General features: G+C 69.5%; 19 protein-coding genes. 8 read left to right on the plus strand and 11 right to left on the minus strand.

The window, feature by feature from the left end; all coding sequences use genetic code 11:
* Nucleotides 1–3: 3 nt before the first annotated feature.
* From CAL29_RS03630 to CAL29_RS03640, 3 genes are all read left to right on the plus strand, one after another.
* Nucleotides 4–1338: an LLM class flavin-dependent oxidoreductase gene (locus CAL29_RS03630; RefSeq protein ID WP_094851613.1), complete on the plus strand. Its 1335-nt coding sequence runs from the start codon at nucleotides 4–6 to the stop codon at nucleotides 1336–1338.
* Nucleotides 1339–1488: 150 nt separating this feature from the next.
* Nucleotides 1489–2541 carry a mechanosensitive ion channel family protein gene (locus CAL29_RS03635; protein WP_094851614.1) on the plus strand — a complete coding sequence of 351 codons (1053 nt, stop codon included), beginning with the start codon at nucleotides 1489–1491 and terminating at the stop codon, nucleotides 2539–2541.
* A 143-nt stretch (nucleotides 2542–2684) separates the two neighbouring features.
* Complete coding sequence (locus tag CAL29_RS03640; protein ID WP_094851615.1) at nucleotides 2685–4241, plus strand: DHA2 family efflux MFS transporter permease subunit; 1557 nt, start codon at nucleotides 2685–2687, stop codon at nucleotides 4239–4241.
* Here CAL29_RS03640 and CAL29_RS03645 read toward each other — a convergent pair.
* On the minus strand, nucleotides 4189–5163 hold the full coding sequence (locus CAL29_RS03645; protein WP_094851616.1) for a LysR substrate-binding domain-containing protein: 975 nt from the start codon (nucleotides 5161–5163) through the stop codon (nucleotides 4189–4191). The genes CAL29_RS03640 and CAL29_RS03645 overlap by 53 nt on opposite strands.
* Before the next feature lie 185 nt (nucleotides 5164–5348).
* Between CAL29_RS03645 and CAL29_RS03650 the strand changes: the two genes are divergently transcribed.
* From CAL29_RS03650 to CAL29_RS03665, 4 genes are all read left to right on the plus strand, one after another.
* Entirely contained in the window at nucleotides 5349–6350 is a 1002-nt protein-coding gene (locus CAL29_RS03650) for a tripartite tricarboxylate transporter substrate binding protein (RefSeq protein WP_094852685.1), read from the plus strand.
* A 4-nt stretch (nucleotides 6351–6354) separates the two neighbouring features.
* On the plus strand, nucleotides 6355–7878 hold the full coding sequence (locus CAL29_RS03655; protein WP_094851617.1) for a UxaA family hydrolase: 1524 nt from the start codon (nucleotides 6355–6357) through the stop codon (nucleotides 7876–7878).
* 31 nt (nucleotides 7879–7909) lie between these two features.
* A complete protein-coding gene (gene hpaI / locus CAL29_RS03660) occupies nucleotides 7910–8695 on the plus strand; it encodes a 4-hydroxy-2-oxoheptanedioate aldolase (protein WP_094851618.1) in 786 nt (261 codons plus the stop codon).
* A 126-nt stretch (nucleotides 8696–8821) separates the two neighbouring features.
* Entirely contained in the window at nucleotides 8822–9778 is a 957-nt protein-coding gene (locus CAL29_RS03665) for a Bug family tripartite tricarboxylate transporter substrate binding protein (RefSeq protein WP_094851619.1), read from the plus strand.
* A gap of 15 nt (nucleotides 9779–9793) precedes the next feature.
* Here CAL29_RS03665 and CAL29_RS03670 read toward each other — a convergent pair whose 3' ends face one another.
* The 9 genes from CAL29_RS03670 to CAL29_RS03710 all read right to left on the minus strand — a co-directional run bounded on the left by CAL29_RS03670 (nucleotide 9794) and on the right by CAL29_RS03710 (nucleotide 20354).
* Nucleotides 9794–10660, minus strand: coding sequence for an IclR family transcriptional regulator (locus CAL29_RS03670; protein ID WP_179283892.1), 867 nt, complete (start codon nucleotides 10658–10660; stop codon nucleotides 9794–9796).
* Nucleotides 10644–11798 (minus strand): CaiB/BaiF CoA transferase family protein, encoded by a 1155-nt coding sequence (locus CAL29_RS03675; RefSeq protein WP_094851621.1) that lies wholly within the window; start codon nucleotides 11796–11798, stop codon nucleotides 10644–10646. The genes CAL29_RS03670 and CAL29_RS03675 overlap by 17 nt, the downstream gene beginning before the upstream one ends.
* A 1-nt stretch (nucleotide 11799) precedes the next feature.
* Complete coding sequence (locus CAL29_RS03680) at nucleotides 11800–12696, minus strand: HpcH/HpaI aldolase/citrate lyase family protein (RefSeq protein ID WP_094851622.1); 897 nt, start codon at nucleotides 12694–12696, stop codon at nucleotides 11800–11802.
* Nucleotides 12683–13606: a MaoC family dehydratase N-terminal domain-containing protein gene (locus CAL29_RS03685; RefSeq protein ID WP_094851623.1), complete on the minus strand. Its 924-nt coding sequence runs from the start codon at nucleotides 13604–13606 to the stop codon at nucleotides 12683–12685. Before CAL29_RS03685 ends, CAL29_RS03680 begins: the two co-directional genes overlap by 14 nt.
* 11 nt (nucleotides 13607–13617) lie before the next feature.
* Complete coding sequence (locus CAL29_RS03690; RefSeq protein ID WP_094851624.1) at nucleotides 13618–14814, minus strand: acyl-CoA dehydrogenase family protein; 1197 nt, start codon at nucleotides 14812–14814, stop codon at nucleotides 13618–13620.
* A gap of 147 nt (nucleotides 14815–14961) precedes the next feature.
* Nucleotides 14962–16314, minus strand: a complete 1353-nt coding sequence (locus tag CAL29_RS03695; RefSeq protein ID WP_094851625.1) for an MmgE/PrpD family protein — start codon at nucleotides 16312–16314, stop codon at nucleotides 14962–14964.
* Between the two features lie 129 nt (nucleotides 16315–16443).
* Complete coding sequence (locus tag CAL29_RS03700) at nucleotides 16444–17595, minus strand: CaiB/BaiF CoA transferase family protein (RefSeq protein WP_094851626.1); 1152 nt, start codon at nucleotides 17593–17595, stop codon at nucleotides 16444–16446.
* A 10-nt stretch (nucleotides 17596–17605) separates the two neighbouring features.
* A complete protein-coding gene (locus CAL29_RS03705; RefSeq protein ID WP_094851627.1) occupies nucleotides 17606–18586 on the minus strand; it encodes a Bug family tripartite tricarboxylate transporter substrate binding protein in 981 nt (326 codons plus the stop codon).
* Between the two features lie 70 nt (nucleotides 18587–18656).
* Nucleotides 18657–20354, minus strand: a complete 1698-nt coding sequence (locus CAL29_RS03710; RefSeq protein WP_094851628.1) for an acyl-CoA dehydrogenase family protein — start codon at nucleotides 20352–20354, stop codon at nucleotides 18657–18659.
* A gap of 164 nt (nucleotides 20355–20518) precedes the next feature.
* On the opposite strand from CAL29_RS03710, the gene CAL29_RS03715 reads away from it, so the two are divergent.
* Nucleotides 20519–21388, plus strand: coding sequence for a LysR substrate-binding domain-containing protein (locus tag CAL29_RS03715; protein WP_094851629.1), 870 nt, complete (start codon nucleotides 20519–20521; stop codon nucleotides 21386–21388).
* Here the strand turns inward: CAL29_RS03715 and CAL29_RS03720 are convergent.
* Nucleotides 21381–22151, minus strand: coding sequence for a lysozyme inhibitor LprI family protein (locus CAL29_RS03720; RefSeq protein ID WP_094851630.1), 771 nt, complete (start codon nucleotides 22149–22151; stop codon nucleotides 21381–21383). The genes CAL29_RS03715 and CAL29_RS03720 overlap by 8 nt on opposite strands.
* Nucleotides 22152–22469: the final 318 nt, after the last annotated feature.

The following is a 22469-nucleotide window of genomic DNA, read 5'->3' on the forward strand; positions in this document are numbered from 1 at the left end:
GCCATGGCTCGACAACTGCATCTGAACCTGTTCCTCATGGCTCGTGGACACCACGAAGCCGCCTGGCGCCATCCCGCCTCCAGCCGGCGCGCCTTGACCGATATCGAGCTTTACGCCGGGGCCGCGCGCATCGCCGAGGCGGCAAAATTCGATGCCGTGTTCCTGGCGGATTCCCTGGCGGCCGCCGAGAACGGCGGGCTGATCGCCTCCGGCGCGCTGGAGCCGCTTACGCTGTTGACGGCGCTGGCGGGGCGGACCAGCCGCATCGGGCTCATCGGCACCGCGTCGACGACCTACAGCCATCCCTATACGCTGGCCCGCCAGTTCGCTTCCCTGGACCATCTGTCCGGCGGCCGGGCCGGCTGGAACATCGTCACGTCCTGGGCGCCGCGCGCGGGCGCCAACTACGGACGCGAGGAAAACGTGGGCCATGGCGACCGCTACCGCATCGCGGAGGAGTTCATCGAGGCGGTCGACGCGCTCTGGCGCAGCTATCCCGCCGACGCGGTGCTGGACGACCGCGCGGGCGGCCATTATCTCGATACGGCCCGTGTCCGGCCCGTCGGCTACAACGGCGAGCACATCAGGACCCGCGGTCCGCTCAATGTGCCCGCCGGTCCGCAGGGACGGCCCCTGTACGTCCAGGCGGGCCAGTCCGACGATGGCCGCAACTTCGCCGCGAAATGGGCGGAGGCGATCTTCACCGCGCACCTGACCAAGGCCTCGGCGCAGGCGTTCTACAGCGACGTCAAGGGGCGCGCCGCCGGCCATGGGCGGCGCCCGGAAGACATCGTCATTCTTCCCGGCATCAGCGCCGCCATCGGCTCGACCGGGTACGAAGCGCGCCAGGTGTGGGAAGAACTCGACGCGCTCACGCATCCGGACGTGGGACTGGCCCGGCTCTCCGACCGCTTCGGCGGGCACGACTTCCGCGGCATTCCGCTGGACAGGAAGCTGACGCGGGACGATTTTCCCGATCCCGACCAGGTGCAGGCGTCGAAGAGCCGTTCCATCGGCTACGTCAACCTGGCGCTGGGCGAGGGCCTCACGCTGCGTCAACTGCTCAGCCGGCTGGCCGGGGCCCGCGGCCACCTGGCCGTCGCCGGCACGCCGGAAGAGATTGCCGACATCATCCAGGACTGGTTCACGTCCGGCGCGTCCGACGGATTCAACGTCATGCCGCCCATCATCTACCGCCAACTGGAAATCTTCGCCACCGAAGTCGTACCACTGCTGCGCAAGCGCGGCCTGTTCCGCGAGGAATACACGGGCACGACGTTGCGCGAACACTATGGCCTGCCGGCCGTGAGGCAGGCCGGACAGGCCCTGGCGGCATAGCGGCGGCCGCGCGCCCCGGAAACGGCGGCGGAATGACAATTGCTGCGCGGCGCCCCTGGAGAGGGGCGCCGCGCCATGGACGCCGAGTCCCTTGATCCCGCGCCGCGCGCGCGCCGACGGGCGTTTGCCCGGAACTTCAAAGGAGACTCGATGAGGAAATGGCTGGATATTCGCGCATTCATGGGCATACCCGCACTGGACTGGCTGTATGCCGCCGCCGCGACCCTGCTGGGATTTTTCATACTCACCTATCTGCTGCGCTTCGTCGTCGACCGCGCGCAGGCGCTGGCGCGGCGAACGCGGTCGAGGTACGCGCAGATCCTCGTCGACGTGCTGCGCGGCACCAGCAAGACCACGCTGTTCATCGCCGCCTTGATCATAGGCGCCAAATTCCTTCCCCTGACCGAGCGTTGGGACAGCCGGCTGGACCACGTCTGGTTCCTGGTCATCGGCTTCCAGATCGCCCTGTGGATAAACCGCGGCGTCGGCATATGGACCGCTTCGCGCCTGGCCGCGACCGGCGACGTCGTCCACAATCCCGTCATCACGACCATGACCGCCTGGACCCTGCGGGCCCTGCTCTGGTCCATCCTGCTGCTGGCCGTGCTGGCCAACATGGGGGTCAACATCACGGCCTTCGTCGCCAGCCTGGGCGTCGGCGGCGTCGCGGTGGCGCTGGCGGTCCAGAGCATTCTCAGCGACCTCTTCGCGTCCCTCGCCATCGGCCTGGACAAGCCGTTCGAGCTGGGCGACTTCGTCGTTTTCAACGACATCGCCGGCAGCATCGAGCATATCGGGTTGAAGACCACCCGCATCCGCAGCCTCAGCGGCGAGCAGATCGTCTGCGGCAATACCGAGCTGCTGAAGAATACGCTGCACAACTACAAGCGCATGAAGGAGCGCCGCATCCTTTTCACCTTCGGCATCAGTTACGACGCCCGGCCCGAACAGTTGCGCCAGGTGCCGGACATGGTCCGGCAGGCGGTGGAGGCGGCGGGCGACACCCGCTTCGATCGCGCCCATTTCAAGGGCTTCGGCACGCAGGACCTGACCTACGAGGTGGTCTATTACGTCACCGACCCTAGCTACAACCTGTACATGGACGTGCAGCAGAAGGTGAACCTGGACATCATGGAAGGCCTGGAGCGGCTGGAACTGGCGTTCGCGCTGCCGATGCGCAATATCCACGTCGTCAGGCGGTAAGGGCGGCCCAGCCTGGAAAACGGGGGCGTATGGGGGGCATTCCCCCTGCCCGCCGTGGGGCCGGTCAGGCCATATTCAGCTATTCATGCGACGCTATGGCAATTGCTGCGCCGCAATGCCGCGGCCGCTCCCTATCCGAATCCATGGCTGCCCAACAACCCCCTTCCTACCCGCCCCTGCACGGCGGGCAACTCGTGCTCGCCACCTTCGCGGTGGCGCTGGCGACTTTCATGAACGTGCTGGATACGTCGATCGCCAACGTGGCGATTCCCACCATCTCGGGAAATCTCGGCGTTTCCGTGGACGAAGGCACGTGGGTGATCACCGTGTTCGCGGCCGCCAACGCCGTGTCGATCCCGCTGACCGGCTGGCTGACGCAGCGGCTGGGGCAGATCAAGCTGTTCGTCGGCGCGGTCGCCCTGTTCACGCTGGCCTCCTTCCTGTGCGGCATCGCGCCCAACCTGCCCGTGCTGCTGTTCGCGCGCGTGCTGCAAGGCGTGGTCGCGGGACCGCTGATTCCCATGTCGCAGGCGATTCTCCTGGGCTCCTATCCCAAGGAGAAAAGCTCGATGGCGCTGGCGCTCTGGGCCATGACGGCGACCGTCGGGCCCATCGCGGGGCCTTCGCTGGGGGGCTGGATCACGGACCGCTATAGCTGGTCGTGGATCTTCTACATCAACATCCCGGTCGGCATCTTCGCGGCGCTGGTGAGCTGGAGCATCTACCGCCATCGCGAATCGCCCACGCGCAAATTGCCCATCGACCTGGTGGGCCTGTTCCTGCTCGTCACCTGGGTCGGCGCCTTGCAGATCATGCTGGACAAGGGACGCGACCTGGACTGGTTCAATTCCGGACTCATCGTCGGGCTGGCCGTCACGGCCTTCGTCAGCTTCGTCCTCTTCGTGATCTGGGAGCTGACGGAGGAACATCCCATCGTCGACCTGCGCCTGTTCGGGCAGCGCAACTTCCTGGGCGGCACGGTCGCCATCTCCATCGCCTATGGCGTGTTCTTCGGCAACCTGGTCCTGCTGCCGCAGTGGATGCAGGAATACCTGAACTACCGCTCGGTCGACGCCGGCATGGTGATGGCGCCGCTGGGCATCTTCGCGCTCATCCTGTCGCCGGTGGTGGGCAAGCTGCTGCCCAGGTCGGATGCGCGCATCATCGCCACGGTGGCCTTCCTCACCTTCGCGGGCGTGTTCTACATGCGGGCCGACTACGTGCTGGATATCGATACCTGGCACCTGGTGCTGCCCACCTTGCTGCAAGGCATCCCGATGGCGCTGTTCTTCATTCCCTTGACGGCCATCATCCTGTCCGGCCAGCCACCGCAGCGCATACCCGCCGCGGCGGGCCTGTCGAACTTCGTGCGCGTGTTCTGCGGCGCCGTCGGCACCTCCATCGCGGGCACGGTGTGGAACAACCGCACCGTCCTGCACCACGAGCGGCTGACCGAGGCGGCCAACGCGGACAATCCGGTGTTTTCCCACCAGATCGACTTGATGCGCTCGCTGCTGCACCTGGACACCAACGCCGCGAACCACCTGTTCGATTCCACGGTCAACGCGCAGGCGGCGATGATGGGGCTGGACGACATCTTCTTCGTGTCGGCCCTCATCTTCCTGATGATCATCCCTCTGATCTGGATCACGCGGCCGGCCAAGGGCGGCGGCGGGGCGGACGCGTCAGCGGCGCATTGAATGCGGCGCGCCGCAGGCATTCGATCATCCGCAGCGCGATCGCGGTCGGCGCGACGTTGCGCATGGCGATGATGCCGACGCTGGGCAGGTCCAGCTCCACGGGCAGGGGCAGCACGCGCAGCGCGCCCGCCCGCTCGTACTCCCTGGCCGCGCTGGACGCCAGGAAGCCGACCCCCGCGCGGCGCTGCACGAAGAGCACCGTGGCCTGGTAGGACGACGACTCGATCACATCGCCGGGCGGCTGCACGCCGTGGCGGTGGAACTGCTGTTCCAGCTTCACACGCAGCGAGGCCCACGGCGGCGGCATGACGCAGGGCAGCGCCGCGATGTCGGCCCAGCCCGGCTTGCGCCGCCGCGCCAGGGGATGGTCCGGCGCGACGACCGCCGCCATGGGCTCCGCATAGAGCGCTTCGGTCGTCAGGTCGGGCGCGGCATAGCCCGGCTCCAGGCGGCCCAGGAACAGGTCGATCTCGCCCAGGCGCAGCTTGGGCAACAGTCCCGTCAGGTCGCCCGTCTCGACCAGCACCGTGGCGCGCGCGGACTGCTTCTTCAAGGCATCGACGGCGTCGGCCAGCAGCGGCGACAGCGCCACGCCCATGACGCCGATGCGGACGCGGCCGGCGGCGCCGCTTTCCTGCGCGCCGATCTCGTCGCGCGTGCGCTCGTACTGGGCCAGCACCGAACGGGCGAAGCGCACCATGGCGACTCCCGCCGCCGTCGGCTCGGTGCCGCGCGTGGATCGCGTGAACAACGTCTGTCCCAGCATGGCTTCGATTTCCGTCAGCATGCGAGACACGGCCGGTTGGCTGACGGAGAGGAATTCGGACGTGCGTCCCAGATGGCGGAACTGGTCCAGCGCCACCAGCAGTTGCAGATGGCGCAGCTTGATATTGCTGCGCAGCACGCGATCCAGTTGAGCCATGGCCGCGAGTGTACTTAACCGGGACGTTATGTAGCAATGCCGATATTCGAATGGAGGGTTATGGCAAGGGCGGCCACAATGCGGGCACGCCCGGGCGTTCGATCCGGGCCGACAGCACCGCCGCCCTCGGGCCGCCGCCTGTCCGGCGGCCCGAGGGCGCGGTAGAAAAACAGAGCGAGGAGACCATGAAAAAACATTCCGCGGCATCGCCGCTGCGTAGAACGCTATTGCTGGGCAGCGCGGCCATGGCCGCGTCGGCGCTGCTGCCGCGCGCCGCCCGCGCGGCGGGTTTCCCGGACCGGCCCATCACGTTCATCTGTCCGTGGGCGGTGGGCGGCACCGCCGACCAGTCCATGCGCGTGCTGTGCCAGGCCGCGGGCAAGGCGCTGAACCAGACCATCGTGGTCGAGAACCGCGCGGGCGCGTCGGGGATGATAGGCGCCAAGGCCATCGCCGCCGCCAAGCCGGACGGCTACACCATCGGGCAGATCCCCATCTCCGTCACCCGGTTCGCGCAACTGAACATGCTGTCCGCCGACCCGCGCACCGACTTCACCTACATCGCGCGCACGTCCGGGCAGACCTTCGGCATCGTGGTGAAAGCCAATTCGCGCTTCAAGACGCTGGCGGACATGGTGGCGTACGCCAAGCGCAACCCCGGCCTCGTGTCCTACGGGCACGCGGGCGTGGGCGGCGCCACCCACGTGGGCATGGAGCAGTTCGCCATCGCCGCCGGCATCAAGCTCAACGCCATCGCCTACAAGGGCGGGGCGCCGGCGTTGCAGGACCTGCTGGGCGGGCAGATCGACCTGCTGGCCGACTCCAGTTCGTGGGCGCCGCAGGTGCAGGCCGGCAATCTGCGCCTGCTGGCGACGTGGGGCGAGCGGCGGCCGCCGCGTTTCCGCGACAGCCCCACGCTGAAAGACCTGGGCTACGACGTGGTGGTCGACGCGCCCAACGGCGTGGGCGCGCCCAAGGGCCTGGACCCGGCCGTGGACAAAATCCTGCGCGACGCCTTCCGGCAGGCGGTCGCCAGCGATGACTTCAGGAAGATCACCGACACCATCGACGCGCCCATCATGTATCTGGATGGCCCCGACTACCAGCGCTATGTGTCCCAGGTCTACGACCAGGAAACGCAGTTGATCGCCCGCCTGAAACTGAAGGCTCTGTTGCAACAAGGTTGAACCCGTGACGTTTTCCCCGCTGATCCGGCTGCACCCCGAAGACAATGTGTTGATCGCGCGCGACGGCCTGGCCCTGGGCCAGGTCATCGCCGAGCACGGCCTGCGCGTGCGCGCGCAGGTGCCCGCCGGGCACAAGATCGCCGCGCGGCGGATCGCGCGCGGCGAGGCGGTGCGCAAGTACGACGTGGTCATCGGCGTGGCCGGCCGCGACATCGAGGCGGGTGACCACGTGCACACGCACAACGTCGAACTGGCGGACTTCCAGCGCGACCCCGGCTTCTGCCGGGACGCCGTGCCGGTCGACTGCCTGCCGGAAGCCGAGCAGGCCCGCTTCATGGGCTACGTCAGGCCCGACGGCCGCGTGGGCACGCGCAATTTCATCGGCATCCTGTCCTCGGTGAACTGTTCGGCGACCGTCATCCGGAATATCGCTGCGCACTTCGACGCCGAACGGCTGGCGGCGTATCCGAATGTCGACGGCGTGGCGGCCTTCGCGCAGACGAGCGGCTGTGGCATGTCCTCGCCGAGCGAGCATTTCGACGTGCTGCGCCGCACCCTGGCGGGCTATGCGCGGCATCCCAACCTGGCGGGCGTGCTGATCGTCGGCCTGGGCTGCGAGCGCAACCAGGTCGACGCGCTGGTCGATTCGCAGGGCCTGGCGCAAGATCCGCGCGTGCGCACGCTGGTGATGCAGGACACGGGCGGCACGCGCGCCACCATCGCCGCCGGCATCGCGGCGGTGCGCGAGATGCTGCCGGCCGCGAACGCCTGCCGCCGTGTCGCGGTCTCGGCTCGGCACTTGAAAATCGGCCTGGAGTGCGGCGGTTCGGACGGTTTCTCCGGCATCACCGCCAACCCCGCGCTGGGCGCGGCCATGGACATCCTGGTGCGGCATGGCGGTACCGCCATCCTGTCGGAGACCCCTGAGATCCACGGCGTGGAGTACCTGCTGACGCGGCGCGCGGTCAGCCGCGAGGTGGGCGAGAAATTGCTGGCGCGGCTGGCCTGGTGGGAGCGCTACGCGGCCGGGCAGAACGCGCAGTTCAACGGCAAGGTGGGGCACGGCAACCAGCAGGGCGGCCTGGCCAACATCTTCGAGAAATCGCTGGGGTCGGCGATGAAGGGCGGCAGCACGCCCTTGCAGGCGGTGTACGAGTACGCGGAGCCGATCGAGCAGGCCGGCCTGGTGTTCATGGACTCGCCCGGCTACGACCCCGTCGCGGTGACGGGGCAGATCGCCAGCGGCGCCAACCTGATCTGCTTCACCACGGGCCGCGGGTCGATGTTCGGCTCCAAGCCCGCGCCGACCCTGAAGCTGGCCAGCAACACGCCCATGTACCGCCGGCTGGAGGAGGACATGGACATCAATTGCGGGCGCGTCCTGGACGGCGAACTGAGCGTGGCGGAGATGGGGCAGGTGATTTTCGGCGAGATCCTCCAGGCCGCCTCGGGCCGGCCCACCAAGAGCGAGATCCTGGGCCTGGGCGACAATGAGTTCGTGCCCTGGCACCTGGGCATCGTCAGTTGACGACCGCATATTTTTCTCTGGAGACCATGCCATGCCCGCTCTGAATCCTTTCAAATCCGCGCTGGCGTCGGGGACGCCGCGCATCGGCCTGTGGCTGTCCATGGCCGATTCCTATCTCGCCGAGGTCGCGGCCACCGCGGGCTTCCATTGGCTGCTGATCGACGGCGAGCACGCGCCCAACGACTTGCGCAGCACGCTGTACGCCTTGCAGGCGATCGCGCCCTATTCCTCGCAGGCGGTCGTGCGGGCCGCCGACGGCGACACGGCGGGGATCAAGCGTCTGCTGGACATCGGCGCGCGCACGCTGCTGATTCCGATGGTGGACACCGCCGAGCAGGCCCGCGCCCTGGTCGCTGCGACGCGCTACCCGCCGCATGGCGTGCGCGGCGTGGGCAGCGCCGTGGGGCGGGCGTCGCGCTGGAGCCAGCGCACGGATTACCTGGGCGTGGCCGACGACGAGATCTGCCTGCTGGTGCAGGCCGAGAGCGTCACGGCCCTGGGCAACCTGCAAGCGCTGTGCGAGACGGACGGCGTGGACGGCGTCTTCATCGGCCCGGCCGACCTGGCCGCGTCCATGGGACATCGCGGCAATCCCGCGCACCCGGAGGTGCAGGCCGCGATCGAGCAGGCCATGCGCACCATCGTCGCGTCGGGGAAGGCTGCCGGCACCCTGACCTCCGACCCGGCCCTGGCGCGGCGCTACCTGGACCTGGGCTGCACCTTCGTCGCCACGGGAGTGGACGTCCTGCTGTTCGCCAACGCGGCGCGCGCGCTGGCGCGGGATTTCGGCTGCCGGGCCGATCCGCGGGGGGATTGAAAGGTTGCGGCCGGCCCGCGCCGCGCCGCAGATATCAGGCCGCTGATATCGTCGCGCCCTGTATTGACCGTGAAGGAGCCGATTCCAATACTTACGCCATTCCGATAACAGGAGACAACCGTGGAAATGGCGAGAAGAGTATGGGTGGCGGGTCTGCTGGCGGGCGCCTTGTGCGCGCCGCTGCCCGGCATGGCGCAGGAGAACGGCCCCATCCGCATGATCATGCCGTATACGCCCGGCGGCGGCGCCGACACGCTGGGACGCCTGGTCGCCACCAGCATGAACAAGCGCGGCGATCGCAACATCGTGGTGGAGAACAAGCCGGGCGCCAACACCATCCTGGCGACCGACTACGTGTCCACGCAAAAGCCGGACGGCAATACGCTGCTGTACGCCTCGAGCTCGTTCACGATCAATCCCCATCTCTACAAGGTCAGCTACGACCCCGCGACCAGCTTCAGCCCCGTGGCGCTGCTGTCCGAGATTCCCCTGGTGATGGTCACCACCAAGGACTCGCCTTTCCACCGGGTGCAGGACGTCATCGACAAGGCCAAGGCCAAGCCCGGCCAGGTGTCCTTCGCGTCGTACGGACTGGGCAGCGCGGCGCACCTGGGCGGCATCCTGTTCGAATCCAAGGCGAGCGTGAAGATGCTGCACGTGCCCTACAAGGGCAGCATGCCCGCCCTGAACGACCTGATGGGCCATCACGTCGACGTGGCCATCGTCAGCCTGGAGTCGGCCCTGGCCATGATCAAGGGCGGCGAACTGCGGGCCTTGGGCATCTTCAACCAGGACCGCCTGTCCTCCCTGCCCGACATTCCCACCATGGTGGAAACCGTGCCGGGCTGCGTGGCCGTCGGCTGGAACGGCATCCTGGCGCCCAAGGGCACGGACCCGGCGGTGGTGAAGAAGCTGAACGAGCAGGTCAACCAGGCGCTGGTGTCGGCCGACCTGAATCAGTACTTCGCCAACCAGGGATTGGAGCCCAGGCAGCGCACGCCCGAGGCGTTCACGCAGATCATCAAGGACGAAAACGCCAAGTGGGGCCAACTGGTGCAGGCGGCCGGGCTCAAACTGCAATAGCGTGGACGTGGAGGCTCAGCCGGTCTTCCCCACGGCATAGCGTCCGGGGGCAGGCGGGGCGCCCGCCGGACGGTCCTGCGCGGCCGTCGCGGGGGCGCCGAAATGCCGGCGCAATTCCTCGCGCAGGATGGTCTCCATCCGCTCGCGCGAGGCTTCGAATTCATGCGCGTGCACGCCGATGCCGATGGCCAGGGGCGAGCTCGCGACGTCGATCGGCAAACGCGTGGCGACGACCGACGACCCGGCGGTGACCGCTTCGCGGCTGTACGCGAAGCCGCTTTGGCGGCAGGCGCGGATTTCCGCCATCAGGGCGTCGAGGTCCAGCGGCGCGGCGATCTCGCTGTCTATGGCGTTGGCGTTGCGCGCGATGCGCAGGATCTCGTCGTCGTCGCGCAGGCTCAGCAGGACCTTGCCCACCGCGGCGCGGCAGATCGGGCGCATCAGCCCGGGCTTCAGGCCGACCCGCGACGGACGCGCGGAGACGATGTGCATGTACTGGGCGTACAGGCCGTTCTGGATCGCCAGCAGCACCACGTGGCCGGTGGCCTGCGCCAGCGTCTCCATCAACTGCAGCAGGCTGCCTTCGTTGAACAGGCGATGATGCATCCAGAGGCCGAGGAAGGCCACCCGCACGCTGGGATAGAAGGTGCGGGCGCGGCGGTCGTGCAGCAGGTAGCCGAGGTTGTGCAGTCCGTGCAGCAGCACCGAGGTGCTGGATTGCGGATACCCCAGCTTGCGGGAAATGTCGTTGACCGTCAGCGGCGTCTGCTCGACCGCGAAGAGTTCCAGGATCTCCAGGCCGCGGTGCACGGCCCCCACGGACTTGCCGTAGGGATCGTTGGGAAGGTAGGCAGTGGCCGGCGGGTCATCCGCGCCTTGCATCGTGGTCGTCTCCAAGCAGCCGCGCGTTGGCCTCGCCGAGCGCGGGGGAGGCGGCGCGCAGCGGCGGGCGCAGGCCATCGAAGCGGATCGGCAGTCCGACGGTTCGCTGACCGTCTTTTTCCTGGATCATACCCAACCGGCGGGCGTGTTCGTCTTCGGCCAGTTGGGCGATGGTCTGGACGGGGGCGTTGGGGATGCCGGCCTCGTCCAGGATGCGGGACAAGGCGTCGCTGTCGTATCGCGCGGCGTAGGCCTCGATGACGGGCAGCAGGGTCTGCTGGTTGACCACCCGGTCGCCGTTGCGCAGGTAGCGGGGATCCTCGGCCAGGTCGGGGCGGCCCATGACGCGGCACAGTTGCGCGTACAGGCGGTCGTTGCCCGCGCCGATGACCAGCCAGCCGGTGCGGGTGCGGAAGGCCTGGTAGGGCACGATGCCGGCGGCGCCGGAGCCCTGGGGTTTCTGCGGGCCGCCGCCCATGGCGTGGCGGGCCATGGGCGTGGCGACCCACGCCAGGGCCGTCTCGAACAGGGAGGTCTCGATGTGTCCGCCCACGCCGGTGTCCTTGCGCTCCAGCAGGGCGGCGAGGATGCCGAGGGCCGACCACATGCCCGCGCCCATGTCCACCATGGAAACGCCCACCCGCACGGGGGGCCGCTCGGCGCTTTCGCCGGTGACGCTCATGAGGCCGCAATAGGCCTGCATCAAGGGGTCGTAGCCCGGCTTGTGCGACAACGGGCCGCCGCTGCCGAAGGCGCCCAGGTCGCAGTACACCAGCGCCGGCTTCAGCGCCCGCAGGCGGGCCGCGTCCACGCCCAGCTTGGCGGCGGCGCCCGCGCGCAGGTTGCAGACCACCGCGTCGGCGCGCGCCAGGATGAGGGCGACCAGGGCGTCGCGCTGCGCGGCGTCGGCGAGGTTCACCGCCAGGCTGGCCTTGTTGCGGTTGAACGCGCTGAAGTGGGGGCCGGCGCCGTTGACGAAGGGCGGCCCCCAGCCGCGCGCGGCGTCGCCGCCGTCGGGGTTCTCGACCTTGATGACCTCGGCGCCCATCTCGGCCAGGATCAGGCCCGTATAGGGCGCCGCCACGCTGTGGCCGAGTTCGACGACGACGTATCCCCGCAAGGGGTGCGCGCTGGACATATCAGGATTCCTTGTCGGGGTGCGCCGCGGCGGCGGCGCGCTGGAGCAGGCGCATGGCGCGCAGCGCCACCGGCCGGTCTATCATTTCGCCTTCATGCGCCACGGCGCCGGCGCCGCGCGCCACCGCCTCCTCGTAGGCCGCGACCACGGCGCGGGCGCGTTCGAGCTGCGCCGCGCCCGGGCTGAAGGCTTCGTTCAATACCGCCACCTGGCGGGGATGCACGCAGGTGGCGGCGGCGAAGCCCAGCCGGCGCGAGCGCAACACCATCTGGCGGTAGGCGTCGTCGTCATGCGTGCCGGCCACGCTGGCCAGCACGCCCAGCGGCAGGATGCCCGCCGCGCGGGCGGCGTGCACGCCCATCATCTTGGCGACGTACAGCGTGTCGGCGGACGGCTCGGCGTCCAGGTCGGTGGCCAGGTCCTCGCCGCCCACCGCCATGCCGACCAGGCGCGGATGCGCGCGGGCGATGGCGTCCAGCCGGGTGACGCCCGCCGCGCTTTCGACCAGCGCGACCAGGCGCGTGTGGCCGCGCGGCAGGCCGCGCTCGGCCTCGCGCGCGTCGATCACCTCGGCGATCAGTTGCAGTTGCTCGGGGCCCAGCACCTTGGGCACGACCAGGCCGTCGACGGCGGGACCGACGGCGGCATGGATGTCGGCGACCGCCAGGTCCAGTTCGCGATTGATGCGGACCAGCACGTCGGCGCCGCCGGCGCCCGCCTGGGCGGCGGCCTGCGCGACGCCTTGCCGCGCGGCGGCCTTCTCGGCGACCGCGACGGCGTCCTCCAGGTCCAGGATGATGGCGTCGGCGCCGCGTTCATGGGCCTTGGCGACGAAGCGGGGGGCGTTGGCGGGGCAGAACAGCAGCGAGCGCCAGAACGGCAGTTCAGCGTGCGGCATGGTCGGCCTCCCCGGCGGACGCGAAACCCAGCGTGACCTGGGCGCTCGGGCGGCCCCGCGGATCGAGGGCGCGGGCCTGGACGATGTCCAGGCCGGCGTCCCCGTCCCTGGCCGGCCCGGCGCCTTCCAGCGTCATCGTGTCGCCAAGGAAGAGGGGGCTGGACAGACGCGCCTCCAGCCGGCGCAGCGGCGCGCCGCCCATGCGGCGCAGGGCGGCATCCACCAGCAGATGCAGCGTCAGGGCGCCGTTCATGACGCAGCCCCGGTAGCCTTCCTTTTCACGGGCATAGTCGGCGTCGTAGTGGATGCGATGGCTGTTCCACGTCAGCGCGCTGTAGCGGAACAGCAGCACGGGATCGATCAGGCGCTGTTCCCGCCACGCGGCCGGCGGCAGGCCGGCATCCGTGGAGGAGACGGCCGCGGAAGCGCCGTCTGAGGATGGCGCTTCGCGATAGACCACGTTCTGCTTCTCGATGACGGCGTCCTGCCCGTCGACGCTGATCGTATGCGTGACCTGCACGAACACCAGCGGTCCCGAGCGGCCGGTCTTGGGCGTGATCGCGCTGATGCGGGAGGTCTTCACCGCCTCCGCGCCGATGCGCAAGGGATGCAGGAACACGACTTCGCGGCCGACGAACATGCGGCGCGGCAAGGCGATGGGCGGAAGGAAATCGCCTTTCGCGGGATGGCCGTCGTGGCCGATGCGCGCGGCCGGGACGTTGGGCGTGAAGAAGATCGAATACCAGTGCGGCGGAATGGCCGAACCGCGCCGGTAGGCCTGGGGGTCGAGGTCGCTGAGCACGGCGGCGCGGCGCGCCAGGGTCAGGCCGATTTCGTCGTCACGGGTTTCCGTCCGGCCTATCCATTCGGAATAGTCGGATGCGGCGGTCGTGGAAGTGTCGGGGGGCATATCGTTTCCGTTCAGTAGGAGCGCGGCAGGTCCAGGGTGTGCTGCGCGATATTGGCCAGGATCAGGTTGGTGGACACCGGCGCGATGCGCGCCAGGCGCGCCTCGCGCCACTTGCGCTCGACGTGGTATTCGCGGGCGAAGCCGAAGCCGCCGTGCGTCTGCATGCATGCTTCCGCGGCGTTCCACAGCGCCTCCGCCGCCACGTAGCGCGCCACGTTGGCCTGCTCGCCGCAGGGCAGGCCGGCCTCGAACATGGCGGTCGCGCGGCGGATCAGCATGTCGGCGGCTTCCGACTGGATATAGGCCTGCGCCAGCGGGAACTGGATGCCCTGGTTGGCGCCGATGGGACGGCCGAACACCACGCGGTCGCGCGCGTATTGCGTGGCGGTCCGGAGAAACCAGCGCGTCGAACCCAGCGCCTCGGCGGCGGTGATCATGCGTTCCGCGTTCATGCCGTCGAGGATGTAGCGAAAGCCCCGGCCTTCCTCGCCCACCAGCGCATCGGCGGGGATCTCCAGGTTCTCGAAGAAGACTTCCGTGGCGTGGTGGTTGACCATCGCCTTGATGGGACGGATCTCCAGGCCGCGGCCCAGGCTCGCACGGATGTCGACGAGGAAGGTGGAAATGCCGTCGATGCGCTTGGCCACCTCGTTGGCCGGCGTGGTGCGGGCCAGCACCAGCATCAGGTCGGAATGCTCGGCGCGCGACGTCCACACCTTCTGGCCATTCAGCACGTAGCCGTCGGCGGTCCGGGTCGCGCGCGTCTTGATCTGCGTGGTGTCCGAGCCGGTGGTGGGTTCGGTGACGCCGAAGGCCTGCAGCCGCAATTCGCCGGCGGCGATGCGGGGCAGGTACTTGCGCTTCTGCGCCTCGCTGCCGTGGCGCAGCACGGTGCCCATGATGTACATCTGCGCGTGGCCCGCGGCGGCGTGGCAGCCGGCGGCGCAGATCTCCTCCATGATCACGGCGGCCGCCCGCAGGGGCAGCCCGGTGCCGCCGTATTCCTCGGGAATCAGCGCCGCGAGGAAGCCGGCGTCCGTCAGCGCCTTGATGAAATCGGTGGGGTAGTCCTCGCGCTCGTCCAGGCCGGACCAGTATTCGGCGGGGAAGTCGGCGCATACGCGGCGCACCGAGTCGCGGATGTCGGGATAGTCCTCGCCCAGCGCCATGGAGAGAGGCGAGTCGGAGGTGGATGGATTTTGCGTCATGGTGTAGGTCCGGAAAGAAGGAAAGGGTTTCGGCGGGCCGGCGGCGTTGCGGGATTTATCGTTGGAGGTATCGGGGAATCCGCCGGCGCGCGTGACGGCCGGCGCGCGGCCCGCGCCGCGGCAAGGGCGAGCGGCCCGCGCGTCGCGTCAGTGCGCGCGCGTTGGCCAGAGTTCGTCCAGCGGCGTTTCGTCCAGCTCGCGCACGGTCCGCAGCAGGGCGTCGCCCACGGCCGCATAAGGACTGTGATCGAGGCAGTCGCGGAACTTCGCGTCCAGTTCGAAGGGCGTCAGCGGCCGCTTGGCGTGGCCGGCGGGATGCGCGACCCGGTCGCTGCGCAGGGGAGGCGCGCCATGGCGCTCCACGATGACTTCGTCGAACGCGGCGGCGCCGTTCCAGTCGGCCGAGTCGGCGGCGACGGTTTCCACGCGCACGCGGCGCATCAGGTCCTGCATGTCGGGCGCGGCGGCGCAGGCGTCGGTCAGTTCCGCCAGGCCGACCTTGCCGTGCCGCAGCGCGCAGGCCATGGCGAATTCCATGCTGAACTTCGCCTCCAGCCCGGTGCGCGGCGCGTGATTGCGCAGGATGGTCGCGTGTTCCTCGCTGATGCGGACGCGCACGGCCGCCACCTCGCGCGCGGGTATCGGCGTGCGGGCGAGCAGGGCCAGCAGGGCGTCCAGCGCGCGATGGGTGTAATAGCAGGTCGGGTAGCGCTTGAGGCTGACCGGCTGGCGCTCCACCAGCCAGCCGCTTTCCGTGGCGCGCGGGGCGCGGGCCGTGTCCACGTCGCCCTGTGGAGAATGGGCGCGCAGGAAGCCTTGCGGGTGTTCGAGGACGTCCGCGCCGGCCGTCATGCCGGCCGCGGCCAGTTGCGCGGCGACGACGCCGGCCTGCGCCGCCCGGCCCGTTTGGTATGACTTCGCCATGCTCCCGAAATTGGCCATCAGGCCGGCGCCCTGCGTCGCGCCCAGGCCGATGGCGTGCGCCGCGCGCGCGCCGTCCAGCCGCAGCAGGCAGGCGCAGGCCGCGGCGGCGCCGACGGCGCCGAAGACGCTGGTCGTATGCCAGCCCTTGATGGGATGCATGCCGCGTTCGCGCTCGACCAGGTCGCCCCAGGTCTCGTAGCCGACGACGTAGGCGTCCAGCGCGTCGCGGCCGCTGCGCCCCAGGGCCTGTCCCAGCGCCAGGATGGCGGGCGCCATGACGGCGCTGGGATGGCCGCGCAGCGCCACGTCGTCGTAGTCCAGGACGTGTGCCGCCATGCCGTTGACCAGGGCCGCGCTGGCGGCGTCGACGCGCGATCCGTTGACGCATTCCCAGGCCTGGCCCGCCGGCAGCGGGGCCAGGCCCGCGCACAGGACCCGCGGCGGCGCCTCGGCCGATCCCGCCATCATCGTGGCGATGGTGTCCACCACGCCGGGCAGCGCGGCAAGCCGCGCGGCGGCGGAGGTGCCGGTGACGGCGGCGCGCGCGATGCGTTCGCCGAGATCCCGCGTAAGCATTGTCTCTTCCTTCTCGTTGCCTTGGGCACGGTCGCCGTCGCGGCGGCCGTGCCGGTTTTCAGGCAATGAGAATAGGGACGCGGGAAAGGCGCGGCAATACTTGGCGCCCGGATATCAGCGGGCTGATATTCAGGACGCCGCGGGGATCTCCTCCGGCGGCAGCGGCGCGAAATCCTGGCCTTCGGCCAGCGGCGCGTGGCGGTAGGTCGCCGGCGTGCGGCTGAGCTTCACCGGCGCGCCCAGGCCGCGGTAGCCGCCTTCCATCTCGACCACCATGCCGCGATGGGCGGTATGCGGATGCGTCAGCGCCGCGTCCACGTCCAGCACCGGCGCGGCCGGCACGTTGGCGGCCATCAGGCGTTGCAGCAGGTCCGCGGCGTCGAAATCCGCCAACGCGGCTTCCAGGGCCTGCTTGAGCTCGGCCCGGTGGGTCGACCGGCCGCCCGCGTCGGCGTAGCGCGGGTCGCCGGCCAGCGCGGGGCGGCCGATGACGGCGCACAGGATGCCGAACTGGCGGTCGTTGCCCACGGCCAGGAACAAGGGGTCGGTGCGCGTGCGGAAGGTGTCGTAGGGATAGATGTTGGGATGCGCGTTGCCCGTGCGGCGCGGCGTGCGGCCGTCCGTGAACCAGTTGGCCGCATGCGGATGCAGCAGCGAGATGCCGCTGTCGTACAGCGCGGCCTCGACGAATTGCCCGCGGCCGCTGCGCTGGCGCTCCTGCAGCGCCAGCAGGACGCCGATGACGGCGTTCAGGCCCGTCACCATGTCCACCACCGGCAGGCCCACGCGCAGCGCGTCGCCGCCCGCTTCGCCGTTGACGCTCATGATGCCGCTCATGGCCTGGATCGCCGCGTCGTAGCCGGGCAAGGCGCCCAGCGGGCCGTCGGCGCCGAACCCGGAGACGCGGCACCAGACCAGGCGGGGAAAGCGCTCGGACAGCGCCTCGTAGCCCAGGCCCCAGCGCTCCATCGTGCCGATCTTGAAGTTTTCCACCAGCACGTCGGCCTGGGCGATCAGCGTCAGCAGCCGCTCGCGGCCGGCGTCCGTGGAGAAGTCCAGGCGCTGGATGCGCTTGTTGCGGTTCAAGCCGAAATAGTACGACGCCACGCCGTCGCGGAAGGGCGGCCCCCAGGCGCGGGTGTCGTCGCCCTGGGGCGGTTCGATCTTGAGGACGTCGGCGCCATGGTCGCCCAGGATCTGCCCGCAATACGGGCCGCCCAGGATGCGGGAAAGATCCAGGACACGGATGCCGGCCAGGCTGCCGGGACCGGATTGCGTCATGCGGTGCTCCTCAGTTGATTTGCGCGCCGGAGCGCTTGACCACGTCGGCCCACTTGGCCTTTTCCCGCGCGATGAAGGCGCCCAGCGCCTGCGGGCTGCTGTCCGGCGCGGACTCCAGCCCCTGCGAGGCGAACAGGGCCTTGACCCTGGGCGAGGCCAGCGCCTGCACGAAGGCGCGATTGAGCGCGTCGATGCGGTCCGCGGGCGTGCCCGCCGGCGCGACGACGCCGAAGAACACGCTGACGTCGTAGCCCGCATAGCCTTGCTCGGCGATGGTGGGCACGCCCGGCAGCGCGCGCGAGGGGCTGGCGGTGGTGACGCCCAGGGCGCGCAGCTTGCCGGTTTCCACATAAGGCTTGGCCGTGAGCACGTCGGTGAAGCTCATGGCCACGTGGCCGCCCAGCAGGTCGTTGAGCGCCGGGCCGGTGCCCTTGTACGGGACGTGCAGGAAGTCGGTGCCGGCGACGCTGTTGAACATCACGCCCGCCAGGTGCGAGGACGCGCCGCTGCCCGACGAGGCGAAGGACAGCGCGCCCGGATGGGTCTTGGACCAGGCCACCAGCTCCGGCACGGTCTTGGCCGGGATGCCGGGATTGACCACCAGCACGTTGGGCAGGTAGCCGACGTGGATGACGGGCGCGAAGCTCTTGACCGGATCGTAGCCCAGCCCGTGGTACAGGCTGGCGTTGATGGCCAGCGGCCCGGAGGTGCCGAACATCAGCGTGTAGCCGTCCGGCGCGGCGCGCGCGACGTATTCCGCGCCGATGTTGCCGTTGGCGCCGGCGCGGTTCTCGACGATCATCGGCTGCGGCAGGTGGGTGGACATCTCGTTGGCCAGCGTGCGCGCCATGGCGTCGGTGGGACCGCCGGGCGGGTAGGGAATCACCAGCGTAATGGGCTTGGCGGGAAAGGCGTCGGCCGCGTGGGCGGCCAGGGGGGCGAGGACCGCCGCCGCGATGGCGGCGCCGGCAATGAGATTGCGTCTTTGCATGGTGGTTTGTCTCCGTTTCGTTTTATCGGCTTTCGCCTTGGTTCTGTTTTCTGTTTGCTGTCGCTTTGGATTACGCCGTGGGCGCCGTGGCCGCGACTGGGTTCCAGTCCGCGGGCAAGCCATCCGGCGCCAGCGGATCGCGGGGCAGCACGCGGTGTTGCAGGACCAGTTGCGCCCAGCGCAGGCGGTCGGCCGAGCCGCCTTCGACGGCTTCCCAGGCCATGGCGATGGCGCTGGCGCAGTGGTACAGCGCCGAGGCGGCCTGCCGGGCCAGCACGTCGCCGCCATCCCGGGCCGCGGTCTCCGCCAGGGCGCAGGCGCCGTCCATCGCCCGGCGCAGCGCGTCGGCGAAGGCCGGGGCAAGCCCGCCGGCGGCGGCGCGGGCCAGCAGGTCTTCCGTGTGCGCGCGCAGCGCGGGCAGGGCGTCGTCGCGCTTGATCGCGCGAATCACGTCCAGCGCCACGATATTGCTGGTGCCCTCCCAGATCGAGCCGAGATGGGCGTCGCGGACCAGGCGCGGGTCGCTCCATTCCTCGATATAGCCGCAGCCGCCGCGCACTTCCATCGCGTCGCCGGTGACCTTGCGGGCGTCGCGGCAGGCGCGGAACTTGATCAGCGGGGTGAGGATGCGCAGCAGGGAATAGGCGCCGGCCTCGCCCGCGTCGGAGCGCGCCAGGGCCCGCGCCGTCTGGAACATCATCGTGCGCGCCTGTTCGGCGGGGACGCGCAGCTTGTCGAGCTGGCGCCGCATCAGCGGCATGTCGCGCAGGCTGCGGCCGAAGGCGCGCCGTTCGCGGGCGATGAACTCGGCCTCCGCCACGGCGCGCCGCATCAGGCCGGCCGCGCGCACGCCGTTGGACAGCCGGGAGTTGTTCACCATGTCGGCGATCTGCACGAAGCCCCGGCCCGCCTCGCCGACCAGGTAGGCGACCGCCCCTTCCAGGCGGATCTCGCCGCTGGCCATGGAGCGCGTGCCGAGCTTGTCCTTCAGCCGCACGATGCGGTAGCGGTTGGCGCTGCCGTCTTCCAGGCGGCGCGGCAGCAGGAAGAGCGAAATCCCCTTCATGCCAGCCGGCGCGCCGTCGGGCCGCGCCAGCACCATGGCCAGGTCGGCGTCCGGATTCGAGCAGAACCATTTGTCGCCGTGCAGCAGCCAACTGCCGTCGCCGGCGGGTTCGGCGCGCGCCGTGGTGGCGGCGATGTCCGAGCCGGCCGCCTGCTCCGTCATGAACATGGCGCCCTGGGCCAGTTCCTCGAAATCCAGCGAGGTCAGGCGCGGCAGGTAGCGGGCGATCAGCTCGGGGCTGCCGAACTTGCGCAGCGTGCGGGTCAGGGAGTCGGTCATCGACACCGGGCAGCACAGGCCGAATTCGGACTGCACGAAGAGATAGGTCAGCACGTACTTGACGGTGGCCGGCATGGGACCCCGCCAGCCGAGCGTTTCGTCGCGATGCGACATGGCGCCCAGGCCGAACTCGCTGAGCGCGATGCGCTCCAGCGCCACGTAGGCGGGATGCTTGAGGACGCGCTGTTCGTCCAGGCCGTTGCGCGAGCGGTATTGCAGCGTGGGCGGATGATGGTCCGCGATGCCGGCGAGGTCGTCGACCTTGCCGCCGGCCAGCTCGCCCATGCGCGAGAAGTGGGGCGCCATGTGGCGCAGCAGGTCGCCGGGCAGGTAGAGCGGCAGCAGCGCATGCAGCTCGGCGTCGGCGGCGTAGAAGTTCTCGCCCCGGCGGTCGGGGATGGGGTGTTGTTCGGCCTGCGGCATGCCGTGTCTCCTCGGCGGGATGGTTTATCCACGGATTCTAGGCAGGCGTACGATAGCTATCCAATATTGATTTTGTTTTATACGATTCGAGAAAAATATGATGGCCTCGCCTGCCTGCGCGGACGGCGCGGCCTTCGCCATTCCGCGAAGGAAGGAGGCTACCCATGGAACTGAGGCATCTGCGCTATTTCTCCGTCCTGGCCGAGGAGCTGCATTTCAGCCGCGCGGCGGCCCGGCTGTCGATCTCGCAGCCGCCGCTGTCGGTGGCGATACGGCAATTGGAGGAAAGCGTCGGCGCGCGCCTGTTCGAGCGCAACAACAAGGAAGTGCGCCTGACGGCCGCGGGGCAGGCGATGCGGATCTCCGCGCGCAAGATCCTGGCGCAGGCCGAGGAAGCGGCGCTGGAGGCGCGCAACGTGGCGGCCGGCCTGGCCGGCCGGCTGCGCGTCGGCTTCGTCGGCGCCATGCTGTACCGCGGGCTGCCGCAGGCCCTGCGCAACTTCCAGGCGCGCTATCCCCAGGTGCGGGTGACGCTGACCGAATTGAACTCGGGCGACCAGATCGCGGGCCTGATGCACGACCGCCTGGACCTCGGCTTCATCCACACCAGCCGCATGCCCGACGAGCTCGACAGCCGCCTGCTGTTGTCCGAACCGTTCGTCTGCTGCCTGCCGGCCCGGCACCGGCTGGCGCGCGGCGCCGCCGTGCGGCCCGTGGACCTCACCGGCGAGCCCTTCGTCCTGTTCTCGCAAAGCGTCTCGCCCGACTACTACGACCGTATCCTGGCCATCTGCGCGGAGGCGGGCTTCCGTCCGGAGGTGCGGCACGAGGTGCGCCATTGGCTGGCCGTGGTGTCGCTGGTGGCGCAGGGCCTGGGGGTGGGATTGGTGCCGCGGGCCCTCCAGCACTCTGCCCTGCGCGGGGCGGCGTTCCGCCCCCTGGCCGGCGTGGAGGCGCGTTCGGAAACCTATGGCGTCAGCCGGCGCGACGCGCACAATCCGCTGGTGGCGCGGCTGTTCGACGAATTCAGCTAAGGTCTCGCGCCAGGCCCCAGTCGATGCGCATGCGCTTGATTTCCCAGACCCGTTTCGCGGTCAGCGGCAGCAGGCAGCCGGCGTGCGATTCGGGGTCGGCGGCGGCACCGCACAACGCGTTGGCGCCCTTCAGCCATTTCCGCTGGCTATCGCGCAGGCCGCGCACGCGATCCGGCGCCAGGCCGGGCGCGTCCAGCGTCTTGCGGTACAGCAGGTTCAACTGGTCGTCGTAGCGTTCGTGGAGAAACTGGTAGGGCGCGTCGGGGTTCATCACGCCGGGCAGGCGGCTCAGGTCGTAGAGCGAATCGGCGTTGCCGTTGTACAGGCCGTTGTAGCCCGTCTTGATATAGACGAAGTGGCCGTCGTTGGCCTCGCCGCTGGTGCGCCAGCGCAGCAGCACGTAGTCGGTGTTGCCCAGCCGCGCCACCACGTTGGACTGGATGTCCGACACCTGCAGATGGCTGTCGGTCAGCGTGAAGGCGTAGCAGGGACCGTCGCGGTTGATGTCCTCGGTGTTGGGCAAGGGGCACTGGCCCAGCTTGATGCTGCTGCCTTCGATGGTGTCCGATTCGTTCAGGTCGACTTCCATGATGGCCAGCATGGCCGCCGCCTCGTCGCCCTGGCGCCACATATCGAGCAGGTCCAGGTTGAACAGGCCCTCGGCGCGCGCGCAAGGCATGAACGCCGTGGCCAGGGGCAGGGCCAGGGCCAGCGTGGCCGCGGCGCGGCGCGCGGCGCGTTGCAGGAAGCCGGGAGTAAGCATGATCCGTCCATCTCGGTTGTGGCCGGGCAAGTGTAAACGCACCGGGGACGTTGCGGCGGCGCGGCGTTCCGGATGACGGCGGCCCCGCTTTCTTGATCTGGCGCAAACAATCCCGTTTTTTCCCGCTCCCGCAAGAGGAACGGCGCTTTTCCGCCTGGGGTTGCCTGTATAGTTCAATCGCTGACTGATTAAAGAACAGTTGACTGGCGGTCCCGGGGTCTCTTGTTGAGACGACGACGGCGTAACGCTCTTCATCCTGTGCGCGGCGCCACTGCCGCGACTGTCATCAGCGCTGGCGGCTGCAGCCGCCGCAATCCT

The sequence above is a fragment of the Bordetella genomosp. 10 genome (genome assembly GCF_002261225.1).
In the GTDB taxonomy this organism is placed as follows: Bacteria; Pseudomonadota; Gammaproteobacteria; order Burkholderiales; family Burkholderiaceae_B; genus Bordetella_C.